Raw genomic sequence first — 22,156 nt, forward strand, 5'->3', positions numbered from 1 at the left:
CCTTCCGTGAAGCGGAGGATGACGCACCCTCCGCGGAATCCGTATTGTGGAAAAACAATTCCATTTAGTGAATTCTAAATGTAGTATGCAACACATGACAAGAGTTTCTGAAATATGATTCTCGGGTTGCCGATCTCGGATCCCAGCTATTCTGGGGATCGGTGAACCGCCAGAATTTCCGGGCCGGGGCTGGACCAGGCTGGATCGGAGCGAACCACCACCGTGCGGTGACCATACAAAGGAGTATTCATGACAGAAGGCAAGGCCACGGGCGGCGTCCAATCCGTCGAGCGCGTCTTCGATCTGCTCAATATCATTACGGCGTCCGGCGGAGAGAGTTCGCTGAGCGAGCTGGCCGCCAAATCCGAGTTGCCCCTGCCCACGATCCACAGGTTGCTCAGGACTCTGGTTTTCCTGGGGTATGTGCGGCAGCTTCCCAACAGGAGCTACGCCCTGGGGCCGGGCCTGATCCGGCTTGGGTACACGGCGAGCCTGCAACTGGGGGCGCACGCGCAACCCGTCCTCAAGAAGCTCGTCGACCAGCTCGGCGAGTCCGCGAACATGGCGATGCTGGACGGGCACATGGTCGTCTACGTCGGCCAGGCCCAGTCCTCGCAGTCGATGAGGATGTTCACCGAGGTCGGACGTCGGGCACACACTCACGACACCGGCGTCGGCAAGGCCATTCTTGCCACGCTCCCCGAGTCTCAGGTGATCTCGATCGTTTCGTCGATGGGAATGCCGACGCCGACCAGGAAGAGCCTGGGCACCATGGAGGATCTGCTCGCGGATCTCGAGAAGATTCGGGAACGGGGTTACGCGATCGATGACGAGGAGCAGGAGGTCGGCGTCCGCTGCTTCTCCATGGCTCTTCCGGAGGCGCCGACGCCGACGGCCATTTCGGTCTCCGGTCCCGTGTCCCGAGTTGATTGGGACTTCGGGGAGCGCGCGGTGCCGTTGCTCCGGGAAGCCGCGGACGAGCTCTCTGCCCAGTTCGCGAAGGCCGGCTGAGTGGCGTCGGGTCGGAGAGATCCGACCCGACGCCCTCCGTCCGGTGTCCGTTCCGGTCACGTCCGCTCGTTCGCGGGTCGGGGTGGCGGGTCGATGACGGGTGATTCCACCACCTGGCCCGATGCCGTGACGCAGGGGACCTCGACGCCGCTCGCGTCCACGATCTTGCCGTCCCGGACGACGTCGCCCTCGTGCAGTCGTCCGCGAAGTTGTTCGAGGGCTTCGATGGGCACGAACCGTGGGGGGGCGGAGGCGAAGACCGAGCTCTCGCCGGCCGGAGGGTTGCCCAGTTTCAATTCGTTGAACAAGAGGTTCAGCAGGACCGCGACGACGGCCGCCGAGCTGATTCCCGAGTGGAAGATCGTCTCGAACCAGGACGGGAAGCCGCTGTAGATGTCCGGCATGACCACCGGCAGCAGTCCGACTCCCAGCGAGGCCGAGACGATGATCAGGTTCGAGGTGCCCTCGTACTCGACCGTGCTCAGCGTCCTGATGCCGGAGGCGGCGACCGTGCCGAACAAGACGATTCCGGCGCCGCCCAGGACGGGAGGCGGAACCGCGGCAACCACGCGCCCGAGCACCGGGAGCAGCCCCAGGACGAGCATGATCACGCCGCCACAGGTGACCACGAACCGGGATTTGACCCCGGTGATGGCGACCAGACCCACATTCTGCGCAAAGGCGGATTGCGTGAATCCGTTGAAGACGGGAGCGGCGAAGGAAGCGGCCATGTCGGCCCGGAGGCCATCGCCGATACGTCGCCTGTCCACCCGGCTTCCGACGATCTGCCCGACGGCCAGGACGTCCGCCGTGGTCTCGGTGAGGATCACCAGCATCACGATGGTCATCGACACGATGGAGGCCAGATCGAAGGTCGGCAGCCCGAAGGCGAATGGCTGCGGAAAGGCGAACAGGGCGCCCTGACCGACATCGGAGAAGTCCGTCATGCCGAGCAGGGTTGCCACAACTGTGCCGAGCACGATCCCGACCAGGATGGACAGTCGGGAAACGGCCGCACTGCCGACTTTTGACAGCAGCAGGATGATGAGCAGCGTGGCGCCCGCGAGGCACACGCTCTTGACGATCGTCGAGGAATCTCCCGAGGCCGCGACGTCGGCGCCTCCCATGACCCATTCGGCCGCAGTGGGGAACAAGGACAGCCCGATGGTCGTGATCACGACGCCGGTCACGACCGGTGGGAAGAATCGGACGATGCGAGCGAAGAATGGCGCGATCAGGAATCCGATGAATGAGGAGACCATCACGGCACCAAAAACTGCTCGGATTCCTCCGTCCCCCGAGACGATGGCCGTCATGGTCGCCACGCTCGCGAACGACGTGCCCTGGACCAGCGGCAATTGGGAACCGAAGAACGGGATGCCGAAGGACTGCAAAACGGTGGCCAGGCCACCGATGAACAGACAACAGGCGACCAGGAGCGCCTGCTCGCCTCCGGACAACCCTGCGGCGCCGCCGACGATCAAGGGCGGGGCAATGATCCCGCCGTACATGGTCAGGACGTGCTGGAAGCCGTAGCCGAAGCTCGCGCCGATGCCGAGGTACTCGTCCTCGGAGCGCGGACCGCTTCCGGTCTGGATCTGTGTGGACATGGGAATGACCTTCCTTGTGCGTCGCCCGGGTAGGAAAAAGGCCGTGCCCCGTCCGTCAGGGACGGGACACGGCCCCTCTCACCGGTCGGTTCAGCAGAAGCCTGCGATTCCGTCCCAGGCTTCCTCGGCCTCCGGGGCGTCTTCCCGGCGGATCGTCGCCTCGATCAGGCCGTAGGGCCGGTCGGCGGCGTAGTGGGTCTCGTTATTGTTCGACTCCCCGCAGAAGCCCAGGTCGTAGACGAAATGGTGCTTGTTGGGGCACGAGAACTTGATCTCGTCGATCTCCGGGTGGGCTTCGATCACGGCCTGACCCATGAGGTACAGCGTCTCCTGGAGGGCCCGCGAGTAGTGGTCTGTGAACTTCTCCAGGATGATGGACTTGACGTCCTCGTAGGCGGCGTCGTAATCGACGTCGTCGGTGTTGTACCTCCACCTGGTCGCGATGTCGGTCGAGAGAACGCGGTCCTCGGTCTCCGGGAGGGTCGTGTACTGATCCTTGGGATAGCCGACGAACCCCGACTCCGTGGACTTCAGGACCGTCAGGCCCTTGAATCCGGAGATCACCGTGCGCCGGTCACCGTCGGCCACGACCACCGCGGTACGGATCTCGTCCTTGTTCTGGACGAAGCAGTGGTCGTGGTCGTTGATCCTGGCCCACGCGTGTTCATCGGCCGCCCAACGTCCGCCGCTGACCCAGTCGAACTCCGAGGTGAAGTGGTCAGCGAGGATTCCGAGGTATTCCTCCGGGGTGGTGATGTCGTGCTTCTGGGCCAACGCGAAAACGGTGTTCTTCTGGGTGTCCGTTGCCACGCAGTGCGCGTTGTCGCCGTGGGTGTGCACGGCGTCGAAGTCGCCTCGCAATTGGGAGGTGACCACGAGGTCGCGCAGCGTGTGTCGGTCCGTGGCGCGGTTGACCCGCACCACGTGGTTCTCGGCCTTGCCGTACTGGGTCTTTCCGAGGACAACGTTGGTCATGGTGTTCTGCTCCTGATGCATTTTCGTTGGATGGGGTGGACCGGCAATCGTCGACGAGGGGTCGGCTCCTGGGTCAACTGCCGCGGTATGTGGAATACGCGTAAGGGCTGAGCAGAAGAGGCACGTGGTAGTGCCCCTTCTGTTCCTGCACCGTGAAATCCACCGCGACGAACGGGTAGAACGTCTCCAGGCCCTGCCCGGAGAAGTACGGTTCGGTCGCGAAAATGATCCGGTAATGGCCGGATTCCAGGGTTTCTGGGCCGAGGTCGTTGACCCGGCCGTCCTCGTTGGTGGTGGCTGCGGCGATTTCCTCGCCGGAGCCATGGAGGAGCGTCACGTCGATTCCCGCGGCGGGTCGGCCGTGGACGGAATCGAGAACGTGGGCGGAAATGAAGCTCATGAAAGCATCCCTTCGATGCGCAGGACGGCGATTTCGCGCAGCTGCTCGGCTACTTCGGCGCGCTCCGCCGTGGGGGAGTTGTCCAGGCGCCGGTGGAGTTCCGACAGGATTTCTTCGTGCGAACGACCTGCGGCGCGGATCAGGAAGACGTGGCCGAAGCGGGATTCGTAGTCCCTGTTGCCGGCGGCGAGGGCCGCACGGGTCGATGGGGCCGATGGACCAAGGCTGGCTTGCTCGGACCGGGAATGCTTGGCTTCCTCGGATTCCGACTCGTCCCGCTGACCGATTTTCGGATGGTGGGAGAGGGCTTGGTCGATCTCGGCGTCGGTGAACGGGTGGGCGGCGTGTCGGGCGACTTCGAGCACGTCCGCGACCGAGCCGAATGGCCTGGCCGCGACAACCTCCCCGACCCAGCGGGGAATGTCCAGGGCCGGGCTGACGGCGTCCGTTGCGGAGGCGGGATCGAGAGCGTTGAACTCCGTGAGTCTCATGGACACCTCCTGCTGTCTGATTTCGTATGGTGAAAGTTAATTTCCATTTCTAAACAGTGAACTGGATCACGAGCGGGAAGTCAAGGGGTGGTGACGATTTTCGTGGTGGGTTCTCGTGATGTGCTCGTGGAGACGTGACTGCCTGGGTGCATGCCGTGCTGCGGGGCGCAGTCCGGGTGAGTGCGCCGGGCTGGGGGATCTCGCACGGCGAAGCGGGTTGAGCGCCCATCTGTGCGGCCGGGCGGGTGGCGTGCCCGGCCTCGCTTGGGCCAAAAAATCCACAACAATGCGCCATATGACCTCTGGCGACACGTGGTGAGGGGTGCGTGAGGGCCGCCGGACTGAGTCTGTTGGCAGGTGCTTCACAGAAATGTCCGTCCCCCAGCGAAGGCGAAACTGCAGAGCATCACTCGAATAAAACTGTCACGAAATGGTCGTGACGATACACATGGGTCAGCTTGCAGTTATTGATGAGCTCACGAGAGCGTGAGTCACATCATATCTATCCCGTTCTTTCGTCTTCGAGAGACATCGTGAAAAAGAAGATTCTGTCCGGTGGTCGTGTTCCTTCCTCCCGAACATCTGACTGCTATCCCGGGAAACGTTTCCGCGTGGACCACGTACGGTGATGCGTTGGTGATCGACAGGGAATCCGCACCGATCCGGTTGAAGGGATATCGACGTCGTCCGCTTCCGCCCCTGAATCCGCAGTGATCACGGCCAGTCGACATCCTGGGCGAGGGCCGCGACCACGCTGATCGCGATGACCGCGGGGGACTTGCCCTCGATACCGGCGATCCCGATGGGGCAGGTGATGCGACCGATGGCCGTATCCTCGTGGTCCAATTCCCGCAAACGCTTCCTGAATCGGGCCCACTTGGCCGAGGAGCCGATCAGACCCACCGAGGCCAGGTCGTCTCTTCCCAGTGCCGTATCGCAGAGGATGAGGTCCTCTGCGTGGTCGTGGGACATGATGAGCACGTGACTTTCCGGAGGAAGGTCCTTGAGCACGGCTTCGGGAGCGGGTGCATGGTGCACCCGGAGTCTCGCTGGTCCGCCGTCCGGTTCCAGTGCGCGGGCCGCGTCGACGGCGACCTGTCGGCTGTCCGCAAGATGAACCGTAACGGGAAGCCGAGACAGCAACCGAACGATTTCGGTCCCCACGTGCCCGGCCCCGAAGATCGCGACCACAGGCGGTGCGGCGAAGGGCTCGAAGAGAACCTCGACCCTGCCGCCGCAGCATTGCCGGCCGTAGCGCGTGGTCGTGTGCTCGGTCAGGGACATCTCTTCGGTTCGGGGCTCGGCTTCTCCGTCAGTCAGCATGCGGCGAGCGGTGTCGGTGACGGTGGCTTCGAGGTTGCCCCCGCCGATGGTGTCCCAGGTCCGCTCCGCGGACACGACCATCTTGGTTCCTGCTGCTCTCGGGGCGTGGCCGCGCACCGAGATCAGGGTCACCAGGATCCCGCTCGTACCCTCGGACGTGAGGGACTCGAGGCCGGTGAGCCACTCCATCAGACCGACTCTGTCTCTGGCTGTGGCGACTGAGGCGGTCGACCTGTCTTCACGGGCGACGTTGCCTGATGACCCTCCGCATCCGTGGCGGGCTCGGGCTTGGCCGCCTGGGGTCCCGCTCCCGGCGCGGTGCCTACCTCTTCCTTCTCCTGCTCGGCGCGCTCGGATTCTCCTTCGGGCTCCGCGCCGCGGACCTCCTGGATCGCCCAGAAGACCTTCTCGGGAGTGGAGGGACATCCGAGATCCACCTCCGCGCCTTCCGGACCGAAGGCTTCCACCGCGGTCCGCAGAGCCTCGCGCACGCTCATGGCGAGCATCAAGGGCGGCTCGCCGACGGCTTTCGAACCATAGACGACGCCGGTTTCCGTCGCCCGCTCGTACAGGTGCACGTTGAACTCCTCGGGCAGTTCCGAAAAACTCGGGAGCTTGTACGTACTGGCGGCCTGGGTGGCGAGACGGCCGCGCCGGTCCCCGTCGGAGGTGTCCCACCGGAGTTCTTCGAGCGTGAGCCAACCGGTGCCCTGGACGAAGCCGCCTTCGATCTGACCGACGTCCACGAGCGGCGACAAGGAATCGCCGACGTCGTGGACGATGTCGGTGCGCAGCACTCGGTACGAACCAGTGAAGGCTTCGACCTCGACCTCGGTAGCCGCCGCGCCGTATGCGAAGTACTTGAAGGGGGAACCGTGCATGGTCGAGGAGTCCCAGTGGATACCCTCCGTGCGGTAATAGCCGGCCGCGAAGAGCTGGACGCGCTGCATGTAGGCATCCGAGACGACCTCCTCGAAAGGTACGGGATCTTTGCCCAACGCGGCGACGCCGTCATCCTCGAACCTGACGTCGTGAGGGTTCGCACCGAAGATGCCGCCGGCAACCTGGGCGAGTCGTTCTCGGATTTGTTCGCACGCGTTCTTCACGGCCCCACCATTGAGGTCAGCACCGGAACTCGCCGCGGTCGCCGAGGTATTCGGGACCTTGTCGGTACGCGTCGGCGCCAACCGTACGCGGTCCAGATGCACGCCCAGAGTGGTCGCCGCGACCTGCCGCATCTTCGTATGGAGACCTTGCCCCATCTCGGTTCCGCCGTGGTTGATGAGCACTGAACCGTCCTTGTAGACGTGCACCAGGGCGCCGGCCTGGTTGAATGCGGCGAAGTTGAAGGAGATGCCGAATTTGACCGGCGTCATCGCGAGTGATCGTTTGGTGTCCGTGTGGGCGGCGTTGTACTCGGCGATCTCGGCTTTCCGGCGCACGACGTCGGCCCTCTCGGACAGCGTGCCCCAAATATCGGGGAGCCTTTCGGCGTGACGCACGAGCTGGCCATACGGTGTGGTGTCGCCCGGCTGGTAGAAGTTGCGACGCCGCAATTCGCCCGCGTCGATCCGGAGCAGTGGGGCGCACCGGCCGAGAATGTTCTCCAGGACCAGCATCCCTTGGGGCCCACCGAATCCGCGGAACGCCGTCTGGGATGTCTTGTTCGTTTTCGCGATCCGTCCGTGCACGTGGATGTTGGGCACCATGTACGCGTTGTCGATGTGGCACATGGCCCGTGAGAGAACCGGCTCGGACAGGTCCATGGCCCATCCGCCGTCGGCGGTCAGCGTCGCATCCAGGCCCGTGATGCGGCCCTGGTCGTCGAAGCCGATATCCCATTCCGCGTGGAAGGGATGGCGCTTGCCGGTCATGGTGATGTCCTGGGTCCGGGTCAGACGGAGGCTCACGGGTCTGCCCGTTCGGACCGCCGCCAGGGCCGCGACGGCGGCGAGTCCGTGAGGCTGCATCTCCTTGCCGCCGAAGGCGCCGCCCATCCGGAGAGACTGGACCGTGACCTCGTGACTGGACAGGCCGAGCACGTGGGCAACGATCTCTTGGGTCTCGGTCGGGTGCTGGGTCGACGAGTTGACCAGGACCTGCCCGGATTCGTCCACTCTGGCGAAGGACGCGTGGGTTTCCAGGTAGAAGTGCTCCTGGCCGCCGAACTCGAAGGTCCCACGGAACCGATGCGTGGCTTTCTCCAACGCTTCATTGGGCTCGCCACGCTCCATGACGTGCTGCGGCCCCTGGAATCTGGCCGCGTCGATCGCTTCCGGAAGAGTGACGATCGAGGGCAGCGGTTCGTACTCGGCCTCAACCGCCTCGGCGCCCCGCCGTGCGGCCTCCGCCGTCTCGCCGATGACCCAACAGATCGCGTGGCCGAAGTACATGACCTCGGACGGGAACAGGGGCTCGTCGTGCTTGACGCCGGCGTCGTTGAGGCCGGGGACGTCGTCGGCCGTCAGGATCTCGACGACGCCCGGTACCTTCCGCGCTTCGTCGGTGTTCAGCTTCGTGACCAACGCGTGCGCGTGCGCGGACTGGACCGGCCAGGCGTGCAGGCTGCTCTTGTCTCTCGTGGCCAGATCATGCGTGTACAGGGCTTCGCCGGTGACGTGCTGCGCGGCGCTCTCGTGCGCGACTCTCGTCCCGACGCCGGCCGGACGCGGGTCGGCGGGTGCGTGCGTGACTGTCTTCATGATTTCGCTCCTGCGAATTCGGAGGGTCGGAATTGGGCGTAGAACCGGAGCACAGATTGCTCGAGCATCGACGACCTGTACCGGGAGCTGGCACGGTGGTCGTCCATGGGTGTGCTCTCGGCGGTCATGAGCGACGACGCCTCGCGGACCGTTTCATCGGTCCACGGCTTGTTGACCAGGTACTGTTCGGCGGCCTGCGCCCGGATGGGCGTCGCCGCGACGCCTCCCATGCCGATCCGGATCGATGAGATGCGGCCCTCGTCCAGCTGCATCGCAAAGGCCGTGGACACGGAGGAAATGTCGTCGAATCTCCGTTTGGCAACCTTGTAGAACGCCGTGGTCTCGGACAGAGGCAAGGGAATACGGATGGCCCGGATGAATTCCCCGGTCTTCCGGACGGTCTGCCGGTATCCAGTGAAGTACTCGGAGATCGGGACGGTGCGTTCGCCCTCGGTCGAGTACAGGACGAGCGAAGCATCCAGCGCCAGGAGCACGGGGGCCGAATCGCCGATGGGGGAGCCGGTTCCCAGATTGCCGCCGAAGGTCGCACTGTTGCGGATGAGTCGTGAGGCGAACTGCGGGAAGAGCTTGGCGAGCAGGGGCACGCTGCCGTCGAGGCGACGTTCGGCCTCGGACAGGGTCAAGGCTGCCCCGATCTCCACGTAGTCGTCTGCATGTCGGAGGGAGCGGAGCTCCTCGAGGTGGTCGATCGCGATCACATTCTCGGGGCGCGTGTGACGGATGTTCGTCTCGACGCCGACGTCGGTCGATCCGGCCAACAGCACGGCGTCGGGAGCCTCGGCGTAGCGACCGGCCAGATCGTCGAGATCCTGGGGGCGGGTGAAGAGAGCTTCGCCAGTGCGGATCTCGCCGCGATCGACGACCGGCGCAGACGAGGACTGCCGGAGCGCCAGCGGGTCGTTGGAATCCGGGGTAGTCAACGCGTAGGCGGCATCCTTGATCGGGCGGTAGCCGGTGCATCTGCACAGGTTGCCGCTCAACGCGTGGAGGTCAAAGCCGTTCCCCCCGAGTTCACCGGACGGTGTGGAGGCGGAAGTGGTGGTGGCGGACGATGCGGCGGGTGATCCGGGACCGGATGCCGCCGTGGCGGTGGCCGACGCGGGAGCGGCGCCGGTCGGAGTCCGTTCGGGACGGTAGTACTCGGCGGCCATCGAACAGATGAATCCCGGAGTGCAGAATCCGCATTGGGAACCGCCCCGGTAAGCCATTTCTTTCTGGACGGGGTGCAGATTCTCCACCGACCCCGGACCGGGACTGGTTCCGAGGCCTTCGGAGGTGACGACCTCCTGGCCATTGCAGGCCAGAGCCGGCACGAGGCACGCGTTGATCGAGGTCCACCGTGATGCCTCGTCCCCGTCGGGGCGTGCGATCAGTACGGCGCATGCGCCGCATTCGCCTTCGGCGCATCCTTCTTTGGCGCCGGTCAGCCCCAGATTGCGGAGCCAGTCCAGCAAGTTGAGGTAAACCGGTACGTCGGTATCAACGTGCTGCTGTCCGTTGACGGTGATGCTGAATGAACCCATCATCACGTCCTCCTTGTTGTGGTGGTGTGAGAAAGCCTGGGCCGGTGTGGTGTGTGAATCGGCGCGACCTGCACTTGTGGTGATGGCATGCGAGCTGTCGTCCTCGCCCCGACGGTCCGCGACGTCGAGGTCTCATGCTCTGGGGCCTCGTGAGGTGACGTCATCAGCACCGCGGTTCGGCGCCGACGTCGCAAGTTCGTGCCGCGCTCCTCTAATATTGAGTGAGGCGAACCACTCCGACCCATCCTGTGTGTGACCTGGCTCCCTACAAATATGGATTTTCGGTCATCCTAGCACCGATAATGAAATTTGGAATCCGCATCGCGGAAAACTGGCGGGTATTTTGGGTTGCGTGCAGCCCTGGGGCGGCGTCGAGGTGGTGGAACACCCGCCGAGCTGGCACTGGCGTGCGATTTTTGGCCGAATGTGGTTCCAAATCTGCCACCTCATGTGTGGCGGATGCGCGGAATTGCCACCTCGCGCAGTGGGGGAGCCAGCCGCATCAGTGCACCGGCGGCAGTGGGACAATAGCGTCCCCGCGGCGTCTGTCGTATCCAGCGGACGACACATCGATCAACGATTCTGTTCGGATGACCTTGTGAAAATCTGCGTGACTCGGGTTACACTGGTCTCCACAATGCGGATTGCAAATACCGCATCATGAAATTACCGGTCAGTTTCCATGGAACCCGGGCGGGCATCGAGCCACTCTCGCCTCCGCGTTCGGGAAGGTTCCCACATGATGAGTAGCCAGAAGATCCCACGGTCCGGCGGCAGATCCTCGATACCCGCGTCCTCCGACAGACCGGAAGACACGTGGCTGCCGGTCGGCAAGCTGATCACCTTCGGTTTCCAACACGTCCTGACGATGTACGGGGGCATCATCGCGGTTCCGCTGGTGGTCGCGAACGCCATGCATCTCTCGCCAGGGCGTTCGGCCATCATGGTCACCGCGAGTCTGTTCGTCGGGGGACTGGCGACGATCCTGCAGAGCGTGGGCGTTCCGTTCTTCGGGGCAAAGCTCCCTGTGGTTCAGGGCGTCACTTTCGGCGGCGTCGCCACGATGCTGGCCATTCTGGCAACACCAGGTAGCGACATCACCACCGTGCTGGGCGCCGTGATCGTCGCGAGCATCATTGGCCTGCTGATTGCCCCCTTCTTCGCGTCCGTGGTCCGGTTTCTCCCACCCGTCGTGACCGGAACGGTCATCGCCGGCATCGGGTTGAGCCTGGTTCCCGTCGCCTCCGACTGGGCTATGGGCGGCGACGCCGAGGCCGGGGACTACGGGGCGATGCCCCATGTCATCCTGGCCTTTGTGACGCTCGCGATCACGCTGTTCTTCAGCAAGATCGGTTCCGCGGCACTGTCGCGGCTATCGATCCTGTTGGGTCTTGTGCTCGGCACCGTCGTCGGCATCTTCATGGGGCTCACGGACTTCTCCGACGTGGGCGACGGCGCCTGGGCGGCCCTGCCCGAGTTCTTCGGATTCGGGTGGCCCGCCTTCGACCCCGCAGCGATCGTTTCCATGGTGATCGTGATCCTCGTGGCGATGACGGAATCCGTGGCGAACCTGCTCGCCGTCGGGGAAGTGGTCGGTAGCCGAGTGGGACGCCGCCGCATCTCCCGCGGCTTGCGCGCGGACATGCTCTCCTCCGCTGTGGCACCCGTGTTCGGATCGTTCACCCAGACCGCGTTCTCCCAGAACATCGGGTTGATCGCTCTGACCGGAGTGCGCAGCCGCTTCGTCGTCGCGACCGGCGGCGTGATCCTGGTGATCATGGGACTCCTGCCCGTCTTGGGCCAGGTGGTCGCCGCGATCCCGATGCCCGTGCTGGGCGGCGCGGGAATGGTGCTGTTCGGGACCGTGGCCGGATCGGGCATCCGTACCCTGAAGTCCGTCTCCTTCGAGGGGAACATGAACCTCGTGATCGTCTCCGTGTCCTTGGCCTTCGGCATGGTTCCCGTGGTTCAGCCCGACATCTACGAAGGCTTCCCGTCCTGGTTCCAGACCATCTTCACCTCGGGGATCTCTTCGACGGCGTTCATGGCCGTTCTCCTGAATCTCGTGTTCAACGAGATACACCTGGGAAATCCGAAGGGTGCGTCCGTCTTCGCGGCACGGCCTGTCCGATACATGACGTCATCGGATCTCCAGAAACTGCAAGAAGGCGATGTGGTGACGGACGGCAAACTCCTCGATCGCGACGGGGAAGAGGTCCCGACCGTGCCGGACTCGAGGACCGAAGAGATCCGGCAGGCCATCGATTCTGGGGAAGTCACCGACACGAGCGAAATCCGACTCATCCTGGACGGAACCAAGAAAACTCCGGCCGACCGCCCCGGCAACTGATCGCGGTCACCTCGCACAGAACATCAATCGCACACGCATCACAGTGAATGGAGGAAGGAAGCGATGAACATCATCGAATGGGATGAGGAGGTCGCGGACGACGCCGCGGCCGCACCCATCCGCATCATCACCGGTCACGTCGTGAGCCCGACTCGGGACCGGGCCCGGACGATGGACCTCGAGCACGGCGGAATTGCCGTGCAGGGTGAGCGCATTCTTGCCGTCGGACCTGCCGGTGAGGTCCTGGACAAGTACCCTTCGGCGTCGGTCGAGGCCCACGGGGACCGTCTGGTGGTTCCAGGTTTTGTGGACTGCCATGCCCACTACTCGCAGATGACGATGATCGCGTCCCCCGGGTTGCAGCTCCTGGAGTGGTTGGAGAATTACACGTTCCCCGCCGAAGGGCTCTTCGCCGACCGGTCGCACTGCGCGGCCATGGCGAATTTCTTCACCGACCAGCTCGTGGCACACGGGGTGACCTCGGCCTGTGTCTACGCCACGGTGCATCCGGAATCGGCGCGGGCACTCTTCCGCTCGGCCAGGTCGAAGAACCTCCGGATCATGACGGGCAAGGTGTGCATGGATCGGAATGCTCCCGACTACTTGCTCGATACCCCGGAGCAGGCCTATGAACAGAGCCTCGAACTTCTGGAGGAATGGCACGGGGTGGATCGTCTCGAATACGCCCTGACTCCGCGATTCGCCCCGACGTCGTCATCCCGCCAGTTGGAGCTCCTCGGCCGGATCGCGGAGGACCACCCGGAAATTCCGATCCAGACCCACCTGTCCGAGAACCCCTCGGAATGCGAATGGGTCGGGGAATTGTTTCCGGACGAGTCCGACTACACCGCCGTGTACGAGCGATTCGGCCTGGTCAGGAAACGATCGGTCTTCGGGCACGCGACTCACGTGTCAGAGAGCGAGCTCGACCGTCTCGGTGCGGCCCAGGCGTCCCTCGCACACTGCCCGACGTCGAATCTCTTTCTCGGATCGGGCCTTTTCCGGCTCAAGGAGAACCGGCGGACCCCGGGGCTCAGAATCGGGCTGGGGTCCGACGTCGGAGCGGGAACGAGCCTGTCTCCGCTGGCCTCGCTGAACGAGGCGTACAAGGTCAGTCGTTCCGTCGGCGAACCCCTCGAATCCTTCGAAGCCCTCCGTCTGGCGACCCTGGACGGGGCCGAGGCTTTGGGGACGGATCACGCCGTCGGCAGTCTCGAGCCGGGCAAGGAAGCCGACATCGTCGTGCTCGATCCGGAATCCACCCCCGTGCTGCGCCAGAGGACCGACTACGCGCAGACTACCGAGGAACTTCTTTTCGCAATGATGCTTCTCGGAGACGACCGGGCAGTCCACAGCGTTTACGTCGCTGGGACGAAGGCCAGGTGACGGAGACCCCGTCGGTACCTGCCAACCTGCTGATGACCATCACACGCTCGGAGCCCGACGCCGCCCGGTGAGAGGCGCTCCGTAAGGGTAAGAATTCTTATTCGCCAGTCCCCAGAAACAATCTCCATTCCGATGTCCCGGAATGGCAGGGAAACAGAGGCACCCAATGGCTGCAACCAATGTCAGAACAGAACAAAAATCCACGGACAAACGCTCCGCCCTGGACCGCTTTTTCGAAATCACCGCACGCGGATCCACGGTCAAGCAGGAGCTGCGCGGCGGTCTCGTCGCATTCGTGGCGATGGCGTACATAGTCGTCCTCAACCCGCAGATCCTCGGCGCCGCCACGGACGTCGAAGGCAACGGTCTCGACTTCGGCCAACTCACCGCGGTGACCGGCCTGGTCGCCGGCACCATCACGGTGCTCTTCGGACTCGTGGCCCGCCTCCCGTTCTCTCTCGCGGCCGGCCTGGGCATGAACAGCTTCCTGGCCGTCTCGGTGGTGCATGACGTGACCTGGCCCGAAGCCATGGGGCTCGTCATCATCAACGGTGTGATCATCGTATTCCTTGGGGCCACCGGCGTGCGGACAGCGATTTTCCACGCAGTCCCGGCGCCATTGAAGACAGCGATCACGGTCGGCATCGGGCTGTTCATCGCCTTCATCGGATTCGTGAACTCCGGATTCGTGACCAGAACCCCGGACGGCCCGCCCGTGCAGCTGGGCCAGGGCGGATCGATCACAGCGATGCCGACCATCATTTTCGTCTTTGCCCTGTTGCTGATCGGCGTGCTCGTGGTGCGCCGTGTCCCGGGCGGAATCCTGATCGGCATGGTCGTCGCGACCGTCGTATCCATCATCGTTCAGGCGATCGCACACCTGGGGACCGTCGGGGATCCGAAGAATCCGGACCCTCAGGGATGGAACCTGAGCGCGCCCGAGCTGCCCAGCCACATCGTCGCCCTGCCGGATTTCGGCCTGGTCGGTGAATTCGACCTGTTCGGCTCAATCCAGAGGGTCGGCATGCTGTCCGTGGTCATGCTGGTATTCACCCTGCTGTTCACCAACTTCTTCGACGCGATGGGCACCATGACGGGACTCGCGGGGAACGCCGGTCTGGCCAGGCCGGACGGAACCTTTCCTCGGATCCGTCAGGCATTCATCGTTGAAGGCATCGGTGCCATCGGCGGCGGCGCCGCATCTGCCTCCTCGAACACTGTGTTCGTGGACTCCGCCGCCGGTGTCGCGGAGGGTGCCCGAACGGGGCTGGCCGCGTGCGTCAGCGGTGGACTCTTCCTGGTATCGATGTTCTTCACGCCCTTGATCGAAGTCATTCCGATGGAGGCGGGGGCCGCAGCGCTCGTGATCGTCGGGGCCATGATGGTCATCCAGATCCAGGACATCGAGATGAAGGACTTCCGGGTCTCGTTGCCCGTGTTCCTGACAATCGTCTCGATGCCGCTGACCTATTCGATCGCGAACGGTATCGGAGTCGGGTTCATCTCCTGGGCACTGATCCACGTTCTGACCGGCAGAGGCCGCCAGGTGCACTGGTTGATGTGGGTGGTCTCGGCGGGATTCCTGTTGTACTTCACCCGAGATGGGATCACGGCTCTCCTCGGAGGCTGAGGATTCGTTGGGGCCCGGAGCTGGTCCGGGCACGGAGGGAAAAAGCTGCGGATCCACGACCAGTGAGGACCCGAGGAGCGGCGGCAAGGATGTCTTCGCGCCGAGCCTGCTGTGTTCGCGTCAATGTGTTTGTTCGCATGGTCAAAAATCGGACCACGTGGTCAAACAAGGCAACGGCACGGCAGGCGTCGGCGTGCGGTCGACGTGACCGTTCCGCCGGTCTCACCGGTCCGGAACCTGTCGCTGGCGCTCACCTCCCTTCGACGACCACCTCGCCCTCGAGGAGCGAGTTCGCGAGTACAGGAATCGCGGCACGTGTCCGACGAACGTCCTGGGACGAGAGGTCCGCATAGATGATCTCGTCACCGGCCTCGGCGGAAGAGACCACCTCTCCCTTCGGACTTGCCACGTACGAGTGGCCCACTCCCGTCGGGCTGTCCTGCGCCGCGGTGGTGCCCGTGGCTCTCGGGTCCGCCTGACCGCACGCGAGGACGTAGGCTGTCGCATCCAACGCGCGTGCTCGGCCGAGCAGTTCCCACTGTTCGATCTTCCCGGGGCCTGACCCCCACGATGCGGACACGACGATCGCATCCGCACCCGAGCGCGCCTGGGCCGTGAAAAGAGCTGGGAAACGCACGTCGTAGCAGATGGCCAGCCCTATGGTGAGGCGACCGAAGGCGAAGGTGCGGATTGCCTCGCCGGGGGAGACGGCCTCTGATTCCTGGTGTCCGAACGCGTCGAAGAGGTGGACCTTGTCATAATGCACGGCTACCGCGCCGCCGTCGGGATCCACGCCCCGGGCCACGAGCGTGTTCCTCACGGTGCCGTTGGTTCCGGGCCGGAACATACCGGCGATGACGGTCACACCATTCTCACGGGCTATTGCCTCGAGGCACGTTGCCCACGGGCCGTCGAGTTCCTCGGCGGCCGCGGAGAGATCCGTACCAAAGGGGGTCTGCGCCGCTTCGGGGAAGACGACGAGGCTGGCGCCGTTCTCCGCGGCCTCCGCCGTCCGGTCGGCGATCGTACGCAGGTTGGATCGGGGATCCGCCACCGAGTTCATTTGCACGAGTGCTGCCTTCATTGTTCTGCTCCTTGATCGTGTTCGAGCGCGTCGTGGTTCGATGTCTTCTTCGAGGGTGTCCGATGCGCTGGGCACCGGGTTGGTCATGGTCTGGGCCGGTAGGCTTGTGAATCATGCAGAAGTTAACGGGACCCACAGCGCGCCAGAACGCCTACGATCGTCTGCGTGATCTCGTTCTGACCGACCCTTCCGTGCAAGGAACCTTTCTCAACGAAGGGGATCTCGTCGACAAGTTCGGGCTCTCCCGCACTCCCATCCGAGAAGCGCTCATCATGCTTGCCTCCGACGGGCTCGTCGAACTCATTACCCATCGCGGTGCCTACGTGCGTCCGAGCGATGACCGGGCGATCCGGGAGACGATGGAAATGCGTACCCTCATTGAGCTCGAGGCGGCCCGCCAAGTTCTTGCCTCCGACCGCGTGCCCCTGGAAACCATGAGCGACCTCCTGGAACAACAGGCGAATCTTGAGGTCTCTTCGGAGACGGTCCCGGACTTCATCTCGATAGACCAGCGGTTTCATGCGGCGATGGTGGATGCCCCCGGGAACAGGGTGATGTCGGATTTCTACACTCGCCTCCGGGTGATGCACGTGCGATTCGGAATCTCGGCGACGTGGACGAGTTCTCAGCGTCCTGCCGAAGTGCTCGACGAGCACACCCGCATTCTCGAGGCACTGCGCGCCGGGGACGCAACGGAGACCGAGGCCGCGATTCGGCACCACATCGAACGAACGCAGTGCCTCTTGCTCCACGAGACCCCGATGCCCTGAGATTCTCAGCGAGATCGGGACTCGACCGAGGCCCCGATCTCAGGCATCGGCCGAGCTCGCCTGCACCCTCTCGAGGTGCTCGAGATCTTCCCGGACATTGTTGTCGCGTCCGAGCAGCAGCCCGATAATCGTGAGGACACACGTTCCAGCCAGATAGACGGCCACCCAGACCCAGGAATCCGTCGTGTCGAGGAGCAGTGTGAACATCATGGGGGCGATCGCTCCGCCGAGCACACCGGCGATGGTGTAGGCGAGCGAGGACCCGGTGTATCGCAGCCGCGGAGAGAATTGCTCGACGACGAAGGCCGCTTGGGGGCCGTACATGAGCGAGTGGAAGAACAGCCCGATGGGAATGCCGATGTACATCCACAGCGCGCTGCCGGCCTCCAATTGTGAGAAGAAGACGAACGTCCACACGACCGTTCCGAGGGCCGAAATTCCGTAGAGCAGGCGCCGGTTGATCAGGTCGGAAACGTACCCGGCCAGCGGAATGCACACGACCTGGAATGCCGAGCCGAACATTACCGCGCCGAGGACGGTCGTTCGGTCCAGGCCGAGCACGAGGGTGCCGTACGTGAGGGTGAAGACGGTGAACAGCGCGTACGTGACGTCGGGGCCGATGCGGGAGAGGACCGCCGCAATCAGGGGCCTCAGCTCGTCCCGGAAGAGTTCGGAAATGGGTTTCTCCGCGCGCTGTCCGGACTTTTCGACGGCCTTGAAGACAGGGGTGTCCTCGAGCTTGAGGCGGATCCACAGCCCGAAGAGGACGAGCACCGCGGAAATGAGGAAGGCTACTCGCCATCCCCACGCAAAGAACGCGTCCTCGGGAAGGAGCAGGGTGAGGCCCGCGAAGACACCGTTGGCGAGGAGGTTACCGGCGGGTGGGCCGATCTGCGCGGCGGAGGACCAGAAACCGCGGTAACGCGGGTTGCCGTATTCGCTGGAGAGCAGGACGGCGCCGCCCCATTCGCCCCCGACGCCGACTCCCTGCGCAAACCGTAGGAGTACGAGGATGAGCGGGGCGAAGAACGAGATGCTCTGGTACGTGGGCAACAGCCCGATGAGGAATGTCGAGGCACCAATCAGGACCAGAGTCCACACGAGGACCTTCTTGCGACCGACCTTGTCCCCGAGGCGTCCGAAGACGATCCCGCCGAGCGGGCGGGAGACATACCCGACGGCGTAGGTGGAGAAGGCGAGGAGAACGCCGACCATCGGATCGCCCGTGGGAAAGAAGAGTGCCGGAAGCACGATCGCGGCGGCCGCCGAGTAGATCGCGAAGTCATACCACTCGAGCGTCGTTCCACTGAGACTCGCGGCGAATGCCTTGACGAGGTCCTTCTTGGCGACAGGGGGACGGGCAATGGCCGATGTGCTCATGACTGCCTTTCGTATCGGTGCCGTGTGACGCTCCACACGCAGTGATTGCGTCAACGTTATACTGGTTGTATACAATCGAACAACCCCGCCCGATCGATCGCGGCAACCCGAGAAGGAAGTAGGCCACCAATGCTCACATTCGAACTGACCGATGGGTCGACCATCGACGTCGAAGTCACTCGTTTGTTCAATGCGGGATACGCCGGGCGTGATCAGTCTTCGGTCCAGGCGCACATCGATGAACTCGCTGAACTGGGCGTCCCCGGTCCCACGGCCATTCCCGCGCTCTATCCGGTCTCTCCGTACCTCGCGCAGCAGACGGAAACCGTCGCCGTCCAGCGCGGCAAGTCTTCCGGTGAGGCCGAATGGGCCATTGTCGTGACCGATGAGGCGGTGCTCGTGACCGCAGCATGCGACCAGACCGACCGCGACCTTGAGACATACGGTGTGGCATGGAGCAAGAACGCCTCACCGGATGTACTGGCGAAGAAGGCCTGGCGGCTCGACGACGTCGCTGACCACATCGACGAGATCCGGATCGAGGCTTGGGTCGCCGACTCTTCGGGCAAGGAGACGCGGATTCAGGACGGCAGTTTTGCTGAGCTCCTTCCGCCGGAGTACTGGCTCGAGCAGTTGCGGGACAAGGGATATGCCCAGCCCGGGACCGTTCTCATTTCAGGCACGATTCCCATGAGCCCCGACGTCGACCAGTTCGCGCCGGAATGGCGCGTACGCCTCACGGACCCGACCAATGGCAACACGATCGAACTCGCGTATGCGGTGGAGCCCATGCCCGAGCCGGTCGGCTGAGGACCTCACGGCGAACAAAACGGACTGACGACCGGCCCCCATCACTCGTTCAGGAGAACCGATGATCCACCGTCTTGCTGCGGATGCCTTTGCCCCGTACGGAAAAGTTCTGGACAGTACGCTCCAGGTCGACGATTCCGCCCCAGCGTTCCATTCGGTGTCGAGCAGCTTCTACCGTGCCGCGCTCTTCGACCCGGGCGAGGGCGGAGAGGTCGACCTTCTCTGGGTCACGTACGATCGCACCGAAATACCCAGGACGCTGGAATCGCACCTTCTCACCGAGCAGGCACTCATTCCGATTTCGGGTTCCGTGGTCCAGCACGTCAGCCGGCCCGATCATCGGGACGGTGCCGTCGAATCCTTCCTCGTCCAGCCCGGTCAGGGGATCGTCATGGACCGCGGATGCCTGCACACCACCACGTCCGTCGACGGCAAGGCACTCTGTCTCATGGTGAGTCGAGCGAGCACGACGCAGGACTTGGCCGATTCGCTCGGCCACGGCGTCGAGCCGACAGAAACGGCGTACGGCCCTTATTTCTCGTCGGATGATTCGACCTGAGCAGGCAAGTCGTCGCCGTTCGGCAGTGATCGGTGCTCGATGCGCTCCACTGATGCGGTGCGTGTACGCGAGCTTCGACACCGGCTCCCGTTCGGAGGGGTGTTGCTCCAATTTCTCCCCGAGAAAACTCGGAGTGGGGGGGGGGCTTTGTTGTCGATCCCGCCCGGCCTGCCGAGTGGAGTCACCTCAAATAGGGGTTGCCCAGGTCCAAGTCTCGAGCGGCCCTGTGGGGGAATCCGCCGGCGCCGTCATAGGCGGCCTTCACGATGCGCAAGGACTTCATCGCCTCGTTCGGGTCGATCCAGAATGTCTCGCCGTCCTCGTGACTCTCATAGAAATCCCTGATGAGCTCGATGTGGGAGGACCCCCAATATGCCTTGGCCCGATCCGAGGGGAGGCGCTCCTTGATCACTTCGTCCGGGGTGTCGTCCCCCGTCATCAAGAGTTCGGTTCCGGACCGCATGTTTCCGTGCTCCATGGCGATGTCCAGGGTCACCGGGAGATTGGTCGGGGCCGCGTTGGTCGCCATGAGGATGCTCCTCACGCCGGACTCATGGGTCAGGGTCAGCGTTGCGGTGTCCTCGACCTCGATGACCTCGCTCAGAGCGTCCGTGCCCACTCGTCCCCGGACCGCGACCACGGGACCCATAATCCATTGAAGGAGATCCACGGTGTGAATAGCCTGGTTGATCAGCAGGCCTCCACCGCTCGTGGCCCACGAACCTCGCCAGGGTTTCGAGGTGTAATACTCGGGCGGGCGGTGCCACGCCACGGTCGCCACGGCGCCGAGGGGCGCCCCGAACCGTCGGGAGTCGACCGTCTCCTTCATGGCCTGTGCCGAAAGGTTGTAACGATTCTGGAAGCACACACCCACGCGAGGTGAACGTCCGCTCTGGCTCTTCGTGTTCTCGGCAGCGGCCACGATGCGGTCGGCGCTGCTCAGATCCGAGCTGATCGGTTTTTCGGTCAGGACGTCGCAACCGGCCCCGAGGGCAGCCAGGATCACGCTTTCGTGCTCATGGTGCGGGGTGGTCACATGGACGACGTCGGGCGCGAATCGACGTATGGCATCCTCAACGGTCGATGCGGTCGGAACAGCCAGTTCGCACTCCGCGGCGTCGCGGCGATCCGGGGCGACGTCGCACACACCGACCAGCTCGACATCGGAAATCGACCGGAGGGCCTCTGCGTGCACCGCGCTGACCGACCCGTAACCGACGATCAGGGCACGAAGAGTCACTGGTACCGGATCCCTTTCTCCTTGAGCAGGTCCGTGAATGCCGTGTGCGCCTCGGTGAACAGCTCGGGTCCCGAGAAGCCCCCGAGCTCGTGTGTCTTGGACAGGTGCGGTTCGAGGGAGAAGAACCCGTCGAATCCGTCCGCGACCAGAGCATCCAGGGTCTCACGGAGTTCGCCGTCCCCCTCACCGGTCACGACCACCTCGCCGTCGGACAGGTGGGCGTCCTTGACCTGGACGTATTCGAGGTAGGGCCGAATCGCGGAGTACCCCTCAGAGAAGGGCCGAACCCCACATTGGACGAAATTGGCCGAATCCCAGGCCGCCTTGAGCCGCGGGGAATCGACGCTGGCCAGTAGGTCCGCGCATCTGCGGGGAATATCGCCGTAGATCTTCTTCTCGTTCTCGTGGAGAAAAGTCACCCCGCCCTCTTCGGCGACGTCGGCCAGGGCACGCATGCGGTCGATCACCTCGGTTCGACAGTCGTCCGGGTCCACGCCCTCGGGAATGAAGAAGGAGAAGATGCGCACGTACGGCGCCCCGAGGACCCGAGCGACGTCGACGGCATGCTGGGCGCGCTCGAGGTGCGCATCAATGGGATCCCGAAGCCCGATCTTGCCGATGGGTGAACCGATGCTCGATACCTTGAGGCCGTAGCGATCCAGGATCTCGGCCGCCTGCTCGAGTTGTTGGTCGTCCAGATCGAGGACGTTGGTGTCCCACGCGCTGCGGAATTCGATGTGACTCAGCCCCAGCGATCGTGCGTGGGAGCACTGCTGCTCCATGTCGGGGGAGATCTCGTCGGTGAATCCGGACAGCGTCCACATGCTCTGCTCCTCGTTGACGTCGGTGGCCTTCGGACCAGCCTGGCGGAGGACGCCGCCCACGACAACG

At 63.9% G+C, this 22,156-nt stretch carries 18 protein-coding genes; 7 read left to right on the forward strand and 11 right to left on the reverse strand.

The features are described 5' to 3' along the window. Positions 1-249: 249 nt before the first annotated feature. Positions 250-1,011, forward strand: coding sequence for an IclR family transcriptional regulator (locus AB0Y14_RS01310; RefSeq protein WP_436587500.1), 762 nt, complete (start codon positions 250-252; stop codon positions 1,009-1,011). Positions 1,012-1,067: 56 nt separating this feature from the next. Here AB0Y14_RS01310 and AB0Y14_RS01315 read toward each other — a convergent pair whose 3' ends face one another. From AB0Y14_RS01315 to AB0Y14_RS01345, 7 genes are all read right to left on the reverse strand, one after another. After that, complete coding sequence (locus tag AB0Y14_RS01315; RefSeq protein WP_436587501.1) at positions 1,068-2,621, reverse strand: nucleobase:cation symporter-2 family protein; 1,554 nt, start codon at positions 2,619-2,621, stop codon at positions 1,068-1,070. Between the two features lie 90 nt (positions 2,622-2,711). After that, the gene (gene pucL / locus AB0Y14_RS01320; RefSeq protein ID WP_436587502.1) at positions 2,712-3,596 is read right to left on the reverse strand and encodes a factor-independent urate hydroxylase; all 885 of its coding nucleotides are present in this window, start codon (positions 3,594-3,596) and stop codon (positions 2,712-2,714) included. Positions 3,597-3,669: 73 nt separating this feature from the next. After that, positions 3,670-3,996 (reverse strand): hydroxyisourate hydrolase, encoded by a 327-nt coding sequence (gene uraH, locus AB0Y14_RS01325; protein ID WP_436587503.1) that lies wholly within the window; start codon positions 3,994-3,996, stop codon positions 3,670-3,672. Next, positions 3,993-4,487 (reverse strand): 2-oxo-4-hydroxy-4-carboxy-5-ureidoimidazoline decarboxylase, encoded by a 495-nt coding sequence (gene uraD, locus AB0Y14_RS01330; protein WP_436587504.1) that lies wholly within the window; start codon positions 4,485-4,487, stop codon positions 3,993-3,995. Before uraD ends, uraH begins: the two co-directional genes overlap by 4 nt. A 714-nt stretch (positions 4,488-5,201) precedes the next feature. After that, positions 5,202-5,999 carry a xanthine dehydrogenase accessory protein XdhC gene (xdhC, locus tag AB0Y14_RS01335; protein ID WP_436587505.1) on the reverse strand — a complete coding sequence of 266 codons (798 nt, stop codon included), beginning with the start codon at positions 5,997-5,999 and terminating at the stop codon, positions 5,202-5,204. Next, positions 5,999-8,512 (reverse strand): xanthine dehydrogenase molybdopterin binding subunit, encoded by a 2,514-nt coding sequence (gene xdhB, locus AB0Y14_RS01340; protein WP_436587506.1) that lies wholly within the window; start codon positions 8,510-8,512, stop codon positions 5,999-6,001. Before xdhB ends, xdhC begins: the two co-directional genes overlap by 1 nt. Beyond that, positions 8,509-10,056: a xanthine dehydrogenase small subunit gene (locus tag AB0Y14_RS01345; protein WP_436588789.1), complete on the reverse strand. Its 1,548-nt coding sequence runs from the start codon at positions 10,054-10,056 to the stop codon at positions 8,509-8,511. The genes xdhB and AB0Y14_RS01345 overlap by 4 nt, the downstream gene beginning before the upstream one ends. A gap of 742 nt (positions 10,057-10,798) precedes the next feature. Here AB0Y14_RS01345 and AB0Y14_RS01350 point away from each other — a divergent pair. From AB0Y14_RS01350 to AB0Y14_RS01360, 3 genes are all read left to right on the forward strand, one after another. Then, positions 10,799-12,406, forward strand: coding sequence for a nucleobase:cation symporter-2 family protein (locus AB0Y14_RS01350; RefSeq protein ID WP_436588790.1), 1,608 nt, complete (start codon positions 10,799-10,801; stop codon positions 12,404-12,406). 63 nt (positions 12,407-12,469) lie between these two features. Next, positions 12,470-13,792: a guanine deaminase gene (gene guaD, locus AB0Y14_RS01355; RefSeq protein ID WP_436587507.1), complete on the forward strand. Its 1,323-nt coding sequence runs from the start codon at positions 12,470-12,472 to the stop codon at positions 13,790-13,792. A gap of 166 nt (positions 13,793-13,958) precedes the next feature. After that, entirely contained in the window at positions 13,959-15,422 is a 1,464-nt protein-coding gene (locus AB0Y14_RS01360; RefSeq protein ID WP_436587508.1) for an NCS2 family permease, read from the forward strand. A gap of 250 nt (positions 15,423-15,672) precedes the next feature. Here AB0Y14_RS01360 and AB0Y14_RS01365 read toward each other — a convergent pair whose 3' ends face one another. Next, a complete protein-coding gene (locus AB0Y14_RS01365) occupies positions 15,673-16,506 on the reverse strand; it encodes a carbon-nitrogen hydrolase family protein (protein ID WP_436587509.1) in 834 nt (277 codons plus the stop codon). Positions 16,507-16,619: 113 nt separating this feature from the next. On the opposite strand from AB0Y14_RS01365, the gene AB0Y14_RS01370 reads away from it, so the two are divergent. Further along, positions 16,620-17,276: a GntR family transcriptional regulator gene (locus tag AB0Y14_RS01370; RefSeq protein WP_436587510.1), complete on the forward strand. Its 657-nt coding sequence runs from the start codon at positions 16,620-16,622 to the stop codon at positions 17,274-17,276. Positions 17,277-17,315: 39 nt separating this feature from the next. Here AB0Y14_RS01370 and AB0Y14_RS01375 read toward each other — a convergent pair whose 3' ends face one another. Then, positions 17,316-18,656: an MFS transporter gene (locus AB0Y14_RS01375; protein WP_436587511.1), complete on the reverse strand. Its 1,341-nt coding sequence runs from the start codon at positions 18,654-18,656 to the stop codon at positions 17,316-17,318. Positions 18,657-18,785: 129 nt separating this feature from the next. Here AB0Y14_RS01375 and AB0Y14_RS01380 point away from each other — a divergent pair, with 129 nt between their 5' ends. Together AB0Y14_RS01380 and AB0Y14_RS01385 are read left to right on the forward strand one after the other, a co-directional pair. After that, positions 18,786-19,466 carry a DUF2848 domain-containing protein gene (locus tag AB0Y14_RS01380; protein ID WP_436587512.1) on the forward strand — a complete coding sequence of 227 codons (681 nt, stop codon included), beginning with the start codon at positions 18,786-18,788 and terminating at the stop codon, positions 19,464-19,466. A gap of 61 nt (positions 19,467-19,527) precedes the next feature. Continuing rightward, a complete protein-coding gene (locus tag AB0Y14_RS01385) occupies positions 19,528-20,025 on the forward strand; it encodes an ureidoglycolate lyase (RefSeq protein WP_436587513.1) in 498 nt (165 codons plus the stop codon). 181 nt (positions 20,026-20,206) lie between these two features. Here AB0Y14_RS01385 and AB0Y14_RS01390 read toward each other — a convergent pair whose 3' ends face one another. Both AB0Y14_RS01390 and AB0Y14_RS01395 read right to left on the reverse strand, forming a co-directional pair. Beyond that, a complete protein-coding gene (locus AB0Y14_RS01390) occupies positions 20,207-21,265 on the reverse strand; it encodes a Gfo/Idh/MocA family protein (RefSeq protein WP_436587514.1) in 1,059 nt (352 codons plus the stop codon). Further along, positions 21,262-22,089 (reverse strand): sugar phosphate isomerase/epimerase family protein, encoded by an 828-nt coding sequence (locus tag AB0Y14_RS01395; RefSeq protein ID WP_436588791.1) that lies wholly within the window; start codon positions 22,087-22,089, stop codon positions 21,262-21,264. The genes AB0Y14_RS01390 and AB0Y14_RS01395 overlap by 4 nt, the downstream gene beginning before the upstream one ends. Positions 22,090-22,156: the final 67 nt, after the last annotated feature.

The organism is Rothia sp. HC945, from assembly GCF_051370785.1.
Classification (GTDB): Bacteria; Actinomycetota; Actinomycetes; order Actinomycetales; family Micrococcaceae; genus Rothia.